The organism is Streptococcus sp. 2018WUSS126 (assembly GCF_044427425.1).
GTDB classification, from domain to species: Bacteria; Bacillota; Bacilli; order Lactobacillales; family Streptococcaceae; genus Streptococcus; species Streptococcus hashimotonensis.
The window spans coordinates 23,039-35,188 of record NZ_JAOTGB010000011.1; the positions used below are offsets into that span (position 1 = coordinate 23,039).

Consider the following 12,150-nt stretch of genomic DNA (forward strand, 5'->3'; position numbering starts at 1 on the left):
TCCGGGGAAGAATCAACTTCCCAAGACCTCCTACCTATTTTTCAGTTGCTAATTCAGCATTCATCATATCAGCTGTTTCTTTGGCAGCTTCTTCAGTTGCTTTTTCTCCAAGATAAGCAGGTTTCAATAGCTCATAAGCCTTATCTTCCCACTTGATGGTTGTTTGTGAATATGGACGAATCTGTGCATAATCCACCATGTCAACATAATTCTTGATAGTAAAGTTTTTGTTTGAATCTACCCAAGTATCTGCCGCGCCTTTATAAGCCGAGATTGCCACACCAAGTGTTGCCTGCATTTCTTGTGCCTCTTTTGAGCTGAGGTACTCAACCCATTTCCAAGCAGCATCTGGATGTTTAGTAGTAGCAGCAATGGCATGACCCAATCCATTAAAGATGGTTGCACGAGTTCCATCTGGACCTTTTGGCAAGACAGCCACATCAGCATTTTCACGAATGTAGTCATTAGCAGTGAAACCAGATAAATTCCAAGAACCGAAGACGCTCATAGCCACTTGACCGTTTTGGAATGCTTCGGCCCGCTCTTTATCTACTGTAATAGCCGGTGAAATTTTTTCTTTGACAAAGCTAAAGTAGTAATCCAAAGCCTCAATGGTCTTAGGATCAGCATAGCCTGATTTCAAATCATCAGTAATAACCTTACCACCATTTTGATAGATAAAGTTGTAGTAGCCCTCTTGGTTACTCAAACCAGCACCGAAACCATACTGACTACCATCTGGCTTGGTCAATTTCTTCGCCACTTCTTTCAACTTATTCCAATCCCAAGTATCGTCTGGGTATGGAATACCTGCTTCGTCAAATAATTTTTTATTGTACCAAAGACCGATTGTATCGAAATCTTTTGGAATAGCGTACTGCTTACCATTTATATTGTAGATTTCATTCAAACCATCTGGGAAATTGGCTAGTTTAGCATCCTCACTCTTGGCTAAATATTCATCCAATGGCAATAGCATTTTATTGGAACCATAGCGATAAATCTCATTTGAATGCATCCAGAAGGTATCAGGCAATGAACCACCTGTCGCACCAGCTTCTAACATGGTCCAGTAGGAATCCCAGTCCGATACTTGAATATTAATTTTAATATCTGGATTCTTTTTCTCAAACTCATCCGCAATCTTTCTCAAACCAGGCTCTTGACCAGAATCCCAAATAGCATAGGATATTTCTGTCTTTCCTGAACTACTTCCTTCCGTAGTTTTGCTAGACTCAGTCGAAGTAGAACACGCTGCCAGCAGGCCTGCAGCCGCAAGCAAGGTAACATAGCGACCAATTTTCTTCATGATAATACTCCTTTTCTTTTGTCGAATACGTCGACGAACTTTGTTATTTCTACTACAACTATAACATGTAAGCGCTTTATAATCAAATAGGAATATTTGACATATTCCATATGATTTTGGGATATTTTTTAATTTTTTCAAATAAAATGTCACATTTACATATAAATATGCTATACTAATTGTAAGCCTTTACACTTTTGGTATGGAGAATACGATGAAAATACAACCTGAATTTTACGTCTTTAATAACCGATCCTATGTAGATTTTTACCCTATCCAATTTGGCATGGAAGCCTGTAAGCCACTTCACTCATTCGGCCCGACTATGAAACAACACTACCTGTTTCACTACATCATCTCCGGTTCAGGTACTTTTTACGATACCTCCGACCAACGTGAATACCACCTGACCGCAGGACAGGGCTTCCTTATCTCCCCAGAAGCTATCTGTAGCTACGAAGCAGACGAAAAGGACCCCTGGACCTATATCTGGCTTGAGTTTGACGGTCTGAAAACTGAGCATTTTCTCAGACAAGCAGGACTCTCGAAAGAACAACCTATTTTTTCGCAACGAGAAATGCCCACCTCTAGCCCTGTCTACCATGAAATGAAACAAATTCTCGCGCTCCATCACCAAAAAAGTGCTCTAGTTCTCGGACACCTTTACCTCTTTATCTCCTGCCTCATTGACTGTTCGCTAACCAAAACAAGTAGCAAACACGATGAAAACAAGGAATTTTATATACGAGAAGCCATCAACTTCGTAGAACGAAATTATGAGAAAGCTATATCCGTAGATGATTTGGCACAAGTATGCAACCTCAATCGCCACTACTTCAGTCGACTATTCAAGGAGCAAATGAACATCTCACCTCAACAATTTATCATCCAATACCGACTCAGCGAAGCCTGCGAACTCTTAAAAAACACCACTAAGACACTACAGGAAATTGCTGAAGAAATCGGCTACTCCAACCAATTCAATTTTTCAACTGCTTTTAAAAGGCATTACCAAATTTCTCCAAATCGCTGGCGAAAAATCCACAAATAAACCTCTTACGCATCCTTGACGTAAGAGGTTTTTATTCTATAAATTCTCAAAAGCCAAGCTTGGTTTGGCATTCAAATCCCAACCAGCAAAGTTTTCCTTATTATATTCACTAACGGCTGCCAAGGCAATCATACCTGCATTGTCACCGCAGAGGCGAAGCGGGGGAATGATGACCTCCACATCCGTGATTTCAGCCGCCAACCGCTCTCGCAAGCCCTGATTGGCTGCCACACCGCCCGCTACGACCAAGGTCTTGACAGGGTATTGCTCCAAGGCCTTCTTGGTCTTAGCCATGAGAATGTCCATAACACAGGCTTGGAAAGAGGCTGACAGGTCCGCATTGGACAAGGTTTCCCCTTTCTGCTGGGCATTGTGGTAGAGGTTGATAAAGGCGGATTTCAAACCTGAGAAAGAAAACTCCAGATTATCCTCCTTAATCATAGCACGAGGGAAGTCATAAATGTCTTTCCCCTCATGTGCCAACTCATCGATGACACGACCAGCTGGATAGGGGAGACCCATGACCCGCCCCACCTTATCGTAGGCTTCTCCGACCGCATCATCTCGCGTTTCACCGACAATCTTGTAGTCGCCCGCCTCTGACACATAGACCAACTCCGTATGCCCACCGCTGACCAAGAGAGCCAAGAGTGGAAACTCCAACTCCTTGACCGCACGCGCCGCCATCAAGTGTCCTGCCATGTGGTTGACAGGAATGAGTGGCAAGCCATTAGCCCAGGCAAAGGCCTTGGCTGCTGAAATCCCGACCAGCAAAGCTCCGACCAAGCCAGGCCCATAGGTCACAGCCACAGCCGTCAGGTCCTCTACCGTCACCTCCGCCTCCAACAAGGCCTCCTCGATACAGGCCGTAATCACTTCCACATGGTGACGGCTGGCCACCTCGGGCACCACCCCACCAAACCGCTGGTGGCTGGCAATCTGGCTGGCAATGACATTGGACAAAAGCTCCGCCTCATTTCGCAAAACAGCCACCGAGGTCTCGTCACAGGAGGTCTCAATCGCCAAAATCAATCTATCTTTCATTCCGTTCTCTCTTCATTAGCACCGCATCCTCGACAGGATGGCGGTAGTAGTCTTTTCGTTTTCCTATTTTGGTAAAATGCTGGCGTGTATAGAGGGCCTGAGCTGCACTATTGGACTCTCTCACTTCGAGGAAGATGTCCCCCTCCCAGTCCATCACAGCAGCCATCAGCTGACTGGCGATTCCCAACCTCTGAAAATCAGTCTTGACAGCAATCTGTAAGATTTCCATTTCATCCAGCACCGTCTGCACAGCCAAAAATCCAACTAATTCCTGCCCCTCATAGGCCAGATAGTAATCCTCATCCTGACTAGACATACTGGACACAATTTGCTCTACAGTCCATGGAGACTGCTCATAGACCGACTGCATGACTGCCAAAACAGCCTCTGCCAGATTTTCCTGACCATCGTAGTGTTTAATCTCTATCATACACGCTTGATATAACTTTCTGAGCCAGCTTGGTTGTCCTTGAGCCAGTTTTCCTCTGCCTCTACTCGCTTGAGATAGTTGGGCTTAAAGTTGGTGACATCTACTGCTGGCAAGTCTTGACCAAGCACTGCCAGCTGATAGGCAGACGGCAGACTAGTTTGATACTGGGCAGTCGGCAGAGCTTGCTCGATTTGCTCGATAAAATTTTCTACCTCGCCGACAAAGGTGATATCTTCCTTGCCAGACAGGCTAGAAAGTAAGTCTTCAAAAGACCAGTAGCTGTCTGGCTCGACTGCTCTGCCATTTTCATAAACACCTGCATAGACGCAGTTACGGCGGGCATCAATGAGGGGCACCACCAGACCCGTCAGGCTAGGCGGAACCAGGGACTGAAGACTGGATAGCCCCACCAAGTCGATCTTGAGGGTGTAGGCCAGGGTCTTGGCAGTCACCACCGCCACCCGCAGACCCGTGTAGGAGCCAGGTCCTTGAGCGACCACAATCCGCTCCAAGTCTTTGGGCGTCCAACCCACCTGTGCTACCAAAAAATCGACCACAGGCATGAGGCTGATACTATGATTTTTCTTGACGGCCAGCAGGGTTTCCGCCTGCAAGCGACCGCCCTCCACCAAGGCAACCGATAGGGCCTGGTTGGAGCTGTCTAAAGCTAGTATTTTCATCTTCTCCTCTTTCCTTATACTCAATGAAAATCAAAATCAGACTAGCTCCAAAGGTTTGGGGAACCTTTGGAGGTTGGAGATAGGCGAACGTAGTTCGTTTCTACTTATGCAGATAGAACCCTGTTACTATTTTATTTCAAGGTAACAGGCTGAAAGGCTCCACTGGAGCCTTTCACTCATCAAATCAAGTCAACAACATCTGATTTTGATTTTCGAAGAGTATTTCAATGCTACTCTCTATTGTAAGCCATCTTGACCTTTTTTTCAAATAATGAAAAGACTGGGTTGTGATTTCAAGTTGATTATCGGATAGAATCGATTTGTCATTCTAGTAAGTCACATCACTATCTGGCAGTTGACAGGCATTTCTCGGCACAATTGAACTTAGTCTTAGTAATCCCAACACACTCGGAATCCTAGCTCACTTTTCTGACTCATCCCCTCTTTTGATGCCTTGAAAATTCCGTTTTCATTTATTGTAATACCTAAAAATATATTTGCATTTCTCGCTCATTTATCCATTTAATCACTGCTTGTTTCTGAAAATCATGACACTTTTCCATTTTCCTACCAAACCCTTTTACCATCAGCATATTTTATGGTATAATGAAGAGTACATTTAGACTGAATAAATTGACAACTCGAGAAAATTGAATAGATATTACCAGACAGCCCAACTGTTTGGGGCTTTTTTCATAGTTGCCAGTCAAAAAGAAAGGAACTATACTACACATGATTTATAAAGTATTCTATCAAGAATCAAAAATTAGCCCACGTCGCGAGCAAACACGTGCTCTTTATCTAGACATCGATGCTGCATCAGAATTGGAAGGTCGTATTATCGCGCGTGAATTGGTGGAAACCAACCACCCTGAATACAATATCGAATTTATCGACCTCTTATCAGACAATCATCTTGAATACGAGAAAGAGCACGCAGATTTCAAAATTACGGAGTTTTAATCCATGTCATCAGTCAATCTAAAACCTCATGAAGTTGGCGTTTTCGCCATCGGTGGTTTGGGAGAAATCGGGAAAAATACCTATGGTATCGAATACAAGGATGAAATTCTCATCGTCGATGCCGGTATCAAGTTCCCAGAAGATGACCTATTGGGTATCGACTACGTTATCCCAGACTACTCCTACATCGTTGAAAACCTAGACCGCGTTAAAGGTCTGGTTATTACCCACGGGCACGAAGACCACATCGGAGGCATTCCCTTCTTACTCAAGCAGGCCAATGTCCCAATCTATGCTGGACCTTTAGCCCTCGCCCTCATTCGAGGCAAATTGGAAGAACACGGACTGCTCCGTGATGCGACTTTGCATGAAATCAATCATAATACAGAGTTGACCTTCAAGCACCTCAAAGTCAGCTTCTTCCGTACCACCCACTCCATTCCAGAGCCACTTGGTATCGTCGTTGACACCCCGCAAGGAAAAATCGTCTGTACCGGTGACTTCAAGTTCGATTTCACTCCAGTTGGCGAGCCAGCAGACCTTCACCGCATGGCTGCTCTCGGTGAAGAAGGTGTTCTCTGCCTCCTCTCCGACTCGACAAATGCTGAAGTCCCAACCTTTACCAACTCGGAAAAAGTGGTCGGTCAGTCCATTATGAAATTGATTGAAGGCATCCACGGACGCATTATCTTTGCTTCCTTTGCCTCCAACATCTTCCGTCTCCAACAGGCGGCTGATGCAGCGGTTAAGACCGGACGCAAGATCGCTGTCTTTGGACGCTCCATGGAAAAGGCCATTGTTAACGGTATCGAGCTCGGCTACATCAAGGTGCCTAAGGATACCTTCATCGAGCCTAACGAGATCAAAGAATACCCTGCCAGCGAGATCATGATTCTCTGTACAGGGAGCCAAGGGGAGCCTATGGCAGCACTCTCTCGCATCGCCCACGGTACCCACCGTCAAGTGCAACTCCAGCCAGGCGACACGGTCATCTTCTCGTCCAGCCCTATTCCAGGAAATACCACAGGTGTCAACAAGCTCATCAATATCTTGATTGAAGCCGGTGTCGATGTGATTCACGGTAAAATTAACAACATCCATACCTCTGGGCACGGTGGTCAACAAGAGCAAAAACTCATGCTCCGCTTGATCAAACCAAAATACTTCATGCCTGTCCATGGTGAATACCGCATGCAAAAAATCCATGCCAGCCTAGCTGTTGATACAGGCGTTCCAAAAGATAATATCTTCATCATGGAAAACGGAGATGTCCTTGCTCTGACAAAAGATTCTGCACGTCTCGCAGGTCAATTCAACGCCCAAGACATCTATGTCGATGGAAACCGCATCGGTGAAATCGGCGCAGCTGTCCTCAAAGACCGGCGCGATCTTTCAGAAGATGGTGTTGTCCTTGCAGTAGCCACTGTCGATTTTAATTCTAAGATGATATTAGCAGGACCAGACATCCTCAGTCGTGGTTTTATCTATATGAGAGAATCTGGCGAGCTCATTCGCGAAAGCCAACGTGTCCTTTTCAACGCTATCCGCATCGCCATGCGCAACAAAGACGCAAATATCCAAACAGTCAACGGCGCTATTGTTAACGCCCTACGACCATTCCTATACGAAAAAACAGAGCGTGAACCAATCATTATCCCAATGATTCTGACGCCTGACCGATAACACACTAAAATCCCATAGGTAAAACCTCTGGGATTTATTTTATATTAATACTCTTCGAAAATCAAAATTATCCGTTGTCAACTTGCCTTGATGAACTCCAGTTCTATCTTCGGCTTCGTTTCCTAGGCCACTTTTGATTTTCATTGAGTATAACAAGATACCCCAGCTTGAAAAAAGACCGATTTCAAGCTCATGTCCATCCCCTCGCCCCACTATTTCTTAGCTCAGGCTGAAACAGTCTCTTCCCAGACTACTTCACTCCACTGGACCATTACCCGCTTTCCAATTGCTCAGCTCGTGAACAAAGGACTCGTTGGGGACCTAATTCGCTATCTGGTTTTCAAGCTCATGAAAAAATGGTCCTAGCAACATTACTCGCTTTCCAATTTCTCGGCTCATGAACAAAGGACCCGTCGGGGTCCTTTGTTTAATACATATCCAAATAGTTGTCGATTTCCCATTGAGAAACGTAGGTTGCGTAGCTTGCCCATTCGATTTTCTTAGCTTCCAAGAAATTCGTATAGATATGATCACCCAGAGCTGCACGAACTACCTCATCTTCACGAAGAGCTTTCAATGCATTGTGAAGAGTTGAAGGAAGATCAGTGATACCTGCTTCACGACGCTCCTCATCAGACATTGCATAGATATTAGATTCTACTGGGGCTGGTGCTTCAATTTTATTTTGAATACCTTCCAAGCCAACTTCCAACAGAACGGCCATAGCTAAGTATGGGTTGGCAGTTGGATCAACCGAGCGCAATTCCAAACGAGTTCCCATTCCACGTGATGCAGGTACGCGAACCAATGGTGAGCGGTTTTTACCAGCCCAAGCAATATACACAGGAGCTTCAAAGCCTGGAACCAAACGCTTGTAAGAGTTCACTGTCGGGTTTGTAATAGCAGTATAGTTATAAGCATGCTTAATCAAACCACCAAGGAAATGGTAAGCAGTTTGAGACAGCTGCATACCGCGAGGATCTTCTGGATCAAAGAAAGCATTATTCCCATCCTTATCAAAGAGTGACATGTTACAGTGCATACCTGAGCCAGCAATACCAAACTTAGGCTTGGCCATAAATGTCGCATACATACCATGCTTACGAGCAATTGTTTTAACAACTAACTTGAAGATTTGAATATTGTCACAAGCTTTTAAGACATCCGCATATTTGAAGTCAATTTCATGCTGACCTACTGCCACTTCGTGATGGCTCGCTTCAACTTCAAAGCCCATCTCTGTCAAGACATTGACGATTTCGCGACGTGTATTATCAGCCAAGTCCGTTGGTGCGAGGTCAAAGTAACCACCTTTATCATTTACTTCAAGCGTTGGATTTCCTTGTTCGTCCATCTTAAAGAGGAAGAATTCTGGTTCTGGACCAAGGTTGAATGAAGAGAAACCTGCCTCTTCCATGTGACGAAGCGATTTCTTCAAATTTCCACGTGGGTCACCAGCAAAAGGCTTAGCATCTGTTGTATAAATATCACAAATCAAGCCAGCTACACGGCCATTTTCATCACCCCAAGGGAAGATAGTCCATGTATCCAAGTCTGGGTAAAGATACATATCTGATTCATTGATACGAACAAATCCTTCAATAGATGAACCATCAAACATGACCTTATTTGACAAAACCTTTTCGACCTGCTCATCAGTTGCTGGAATTTCTACGTTTTTCATCACTCCCATGATGTCTGTAAACATAAGACGTAGGAAGGTAACGTTTTTCTCTTTGATATCGCGCTTGATATCTGCCACTGTGAATGTCATTATTTTTCTCCTCTATTTTAAAAGCTAATTACGATGAACGGAAAATGGAACTAGGACTTGAAAATCGTCCCTGACGACTGAATTCATCATGTAAGATACGACGGACATCTTCATCAGTCAAGGTTTTCTGCTGTTTTTGGACCTTAGCTTTCGCTTCCCGATTTGCATATTCCTTCTTAATCGCAGCAATATTCAAACCTTCATCCAAAAAATCCTTGATTTCTAAAAGTAAGTCCATATCGTTTAGAGAATACAAGCGACGATTCCCTTCATTGCGATCGGGCTTAATCAAGCCTTGATCTTCATAGTAACGAATTTGACGAGCAGTTAAATCTGTCAACTTCATCACACTACCGATCGGAAAGATGGCTAAGGAACGACGAAACTCTTTTTCTCTCATAACGAACTCCTTTCTGCCTACCATTATAGGAGAATTTTTTTTTGAGGTCAATAGGCGATGTTATATTTTATGACATCATTTATCCTGAAAACGTTTTTTTATAACATTCACATCATAATTAACTAGAATCGCAATGAAAACTCCGATAAAGGTTTCAAACACACGAATAAACACATATTGAATCGTATCACCAGCAGGGATAGACAATGTAATAATTAATAAAGCTGACACTCCACCAATAATTCCCGCTTTATTATTCATCGCCACATTTGTCATAATCGTTAACATGACAAATACCGGAACAAAAACCGCAGTCACCCAAAAATGATCTAGGAATAACCTATCCAAAATAAAGAAAAGTAGCGCATAAAAACCAGCAATAGAATTACCCAGAATACGAGAAGCTCCAAAATGGACACTCTGATCGAAATCTTCTCGTAAACTAAACACAGCCGTCAAAGCCGCAATCTGAATCCCTTGCCAACCCAGAAAACCAAACAAAAGAATAACTAGGAAGACTGCCAAACCCGACTTGAACGTTCGCATCCCCAACCGAAATTTCTTTGGATCAAATGTATATTTTTTAAACATACCTCTATTCTAACATGATTTCAGAAAATAGAATAGCAAATACCTGCCCAGCTTTTCTTTTCTCCTAAGCTCGACTGGAAAAGCCTCCTGTTCACGCCAGCTTTTCGAAAAACCAATAATCTGCCACTTTAAATCAGCCGCAAGAGGGAACCCAGAAGTAAGATAAACGAATAGACACTGCAAAAACAACGCTTTTTTACATTTATATTTTTGTTTGGTAGCTGAATGGCAGTTGTGACCAAGATTCAGCCTTGCGGGGTTCGAATAGCCCAGTGGACTATTTGAAGTTATCACCAAGAAAAAAACAAAGCAACAAGCTACGAAATCATTTTTGACAGAAGCTTCGCTTCTTCTATTTCTAACCTCAACATATCTCCCAGATATGTTGAGCTAACTTACCGCCTATTTTTCATTTCAGTAAGCACCGCAAGCCCTGGAAGTACACCTTGCTAGACTGTCTAACTCGCTTAGCTTCATAGAAACTCTACACGATGCACAAAATGCAACGGAAATCCGTTGCATTTTAGCCTTTACCTAGGCTGATTTTCTAAACTCACTAGGTTCACAGAAAATCTAGCCTTTGTACTAGAAAAGAGCTGGTCTCCCAACTCTTTTCGTCGTTCATACGCAGTAGCTGAATAGCAGTTCACTTTGCTACGCTTGTGACCAACCTATTCAGCCTTGTGGGGTTCAAATAGTCCAGTGGACTATTTGAAGCTGTCACCCAATAAAAACAAAGTGACAAGCTACGGAATCATTTTTGACAGAAGCTTCGCTTCTTCGATTTCTAACCTCAAAATATCCCCCAGATATTTTGAGCTGACTTACCGCCTATTTTTCAGTAAGAGCTACGAGACCAGGCAATACTTTTCACCTTGCTAGACTTTCTAACTCGCTTAGCTTCGTAGAAACTCTACGCGATGCACAAAATGCAACGGAAATCCGTTGCATTTTAGCCTTCAAGTCCATTGAACTTACTTTTCAGTCAAAGCTGCAAGTCCTGGAAGCACTTTACCTTCGAGGAGTTCCATTGATGCACCACCACCAGTTGAGATCCATGAGAACTTGTCTGCACGGCCAAGGTTGATAGCTGCTGCTGCTGAGTCACCACCACCGATGATTGATTTCACGCCTGGTTGTTTCACGATCGCGTCCATTACACCGATTGTACCAGCTTGGAAGTCTGGGTTTTCAAATACACCCATAGGACCATTCCAAACAACTGTTTTCGCACCAGTCAAAGCTTCGTCAAACTTAGCGATTGACTTAGGACCGATGTCAAGACCAAGGAAGCCTTCTGAAACTGCTTCACCTTCAGTGTCACGAACTTCAGTGTATCCAGCAAATGCGTTAGCTTCTTTTGAGTCAACTGGCAAGATCAATTTACCATTAGCTTTTTCAAGAAGTGCTTTTGCGACATCCAATTTGTCTTCCTCTACAAGTGAGTTACCGATTTCGATACCTTGAGCTTTGTAGAATGTGTACGTCATACCACCACCGATAAGAACTTTGTCTGCTTTTTCAAGAAGGTTCTCGATAACACCGATCTTATCAGATACTTTTGAACCACCAAGGATTGCCACAAATGGACGCTCTGGAGTTTCAACAGCTTCTTGGATGTAAGCAATTTCGTTTTCCAAAAGGAAACCAGCTACTGCTTTTTCTACGTTTGCTGAGATACCAACGTTTGATGCGTGTGCACGGTGTGCAGTACCAAATGCATCGTTAACGAAGATACCATCACCAAGTGAAGCCCAGTATTTACCAAGTTCTTCGTCGTTTTTAGATTCTTTCTTACCATCAACATCTTCGAAACGAGTGTTTTCAACAAGGAGAACTTGTCCATCTTCCAAAGCATTGATAGCTGCTTCCAATTCAGCACCACGAGTAGCACCTGCAATGAAAGCAACGTCTTGACCCAATTTAGCTGCCAAGTCAGCCGCTACAGGAGCCAATGATTTACCTTCTTTGTCAGCTTCTTCTTTCACACGACCAAGGTGAGAGAAAAGAATTGCACGTCCACCTTGCTCAAGAATATACTTGATAGTTGGAAGAGCTGCTGTAATACGGTTATCGTTAGTGATAACGCCATCTTTCAAAGGCACGTTGAAGTCCACGCGAACAAGAACTTTTTTGCCTTTCAATTCTACATCTTTAACAGTCAATTTTGCCATTAGATAAGAACTCCTTAAATTATATTTACTTTACCATTGTATCATATTTTC

General features: G+C 43.5%; 11 protein-coding genes. 3 read left to right on the forward strand and 8 right to left on the reverse strand.

From position 1 onward, the window contains the following. Window positions 1-34 precede the first annotated feature (34 nt). Window positions 35-1,309, reverse strand: a complete 1,275-nt coding sequence (locus ODU34_RS05365; RefSeq protein WP_105139166.1) for a sugar ABC transporter substrate-binding protein — start codon at window positions 1,307-1,309, stop codon at window positions 35-37. A gap of 214 nt (window positions 1,310-1,523) precedes the next feature. Between ODU34_RS05365 and ODU34_RS05370 the strand changes: the two genes are divergently transcribed. Then, a complete protein-coding gene (locus tag ODU34_RS05370) occupies window positions 1,524-2,360 on the forward strand; it encodes an AraC family transcriptional regulator (RefSeq protein ID WP_024382108.1) in 837 nt (278 codons plus the stop codon). 36 nt (window positions 2,361-2,396) lie between these two features. Here the strand turns inward: ODU34_RS05370 and tsaD are convergent, their stop codons facing one another. From tsaD to tsaB, 3 genes are read right to left on the reverse strand one after another with little or no spacing between them, the layout of a single operon-like run. Next, window positions 2,397-3,404 carry a tRNA (adenosine(37)-N6)-threonylcarbamoyltransferase complex transferase subunit TsaD gene (gene tsaD, locus ODU34_RS05375; RefSeq protein WP_136671574.1) on the reverse strand — a complete coding sequence of 336 codons (1,008 nt, stop codon included), beginning with the start codon at window positions 3,402-3,404 and terminating at the stop codon, window positions 2,397-2,399. After that, window positions 3,394-3,834 (reverse strand): ribosomal protein S18-alanine N-acetyltransferase, encoded by a 441-nt coding sequence (rimI, locus tag ODU34_RS05380; RefSeq protein ID WP_398578398.1) that lies wholly within the window; start codon window positions 3,832-3,834, stop codon window positions 3,394-3,396. The genes tsaD and rimI overlap by 11 nt, the downstream gene beginning before the upstream one ends. Beyond that, window positions 3,831-4,514 carry a tRNA (adenosine(37)-N6)-threonylcarbamoyltransferase complex dimerization subunit type 1 TsaB gene (tsaB, locus tag ODU34_RS05385; protein ID WP_044762771.1) on the reverse strand — a complete coding sequence of 228 codons (684 nt, stop codon included), beginning with the start codon at window positions 4,512-4,514 and terminating at the stop codon, window positions 3,831-3,833. Before tsaB ends, rimI begins: the two co-directional genes overlap by 4 nt. Window positions 4,515-5,246: 732 nt before the next feature. Here tsaB and ODU34_RS05390 point away from each other — a divergent pair. Then, window positions 5,247-5,477, forward strand: a complete 231-nt coding sequence (locus tag ODU34_RS05390) for a DNA-dependent RNA polymerase subunit epsilon (protein ID WP_024414155.1) — start codon at window positions 5,247-5,249, stop codon at window positions 5,475-5,477. 3 nt (window positions 5,478-5,480) lie between these two features. Continuing rightward, entirely contained in the window at window positions 5,481-7,160 is a 1,680-nt protein-coding gene (gene rnjA, locus ODU34_RS05395; protein WP_002938522.1) for a ribonuclease J1, read from the forward strand. 427 nt (window positions 7,161-7,587) lie between these two features. Here the strand turns inward: rnjA and glnA are convergent, their stop codons facing one another. The 4 genes from glnA to ODU34_RS05415 all read right to left on the reverse strand — a co-directional run bounded on the left by glnA (window position 7,588) and on the right by ODU34_RS05415 (window position 12,099). Continuing rightward, on the reverse strand, window positions 7,588-8,934 hold the full coding sequence (glnA, locus tag ODU34_RS05400; protein ID WP_011921751.1) for a type I glutamate--ammonia ligase: 1,347 nt from the start codon (window positions 8,932-8,934) through the stop codon (window positions 7,588-7,590). Between the two features lie 28 nt (window positions 8,935-8,962). After that, window positions 8,963-9,334 (reverse strand): MerR family transcriptional regulator, encoded by a 372-nt coding sequence (locus ODU34_RS05405; RefSeq protein ID WP_002940041.1) that lies wholly within the window; start codon window positions 9,332-9,334, stop codon window positions 8,963-8,965. A gap of 75 nt (window positions 9,335-9,409) precedes the next feature. Further along, complete coding sequence (locus ODU34_RS05410; protein WP_105178929.1) at window positions 9,410-9,925, reverse strand: aromatic acid exporter family protein; 516 nt, start codon at window positions 9,923-9,925, stop codon at window positions 9,410-9,412. Window positions 9,926-10,899: 974 nt separating this feature from the next. Beyond that, window positions 10,900-12,099, reverse strand: a complete 1,200-nt coding sequence (locus ODU34_RS05415) for a phosphoglycerate kinase (protein WP_014637337.1) — start codon at window positions 12,097-12,099, stop codon at window positions 10,900-10,902. Window positions 12,100-12,150 lie beyond the last annotated feature (51 nt).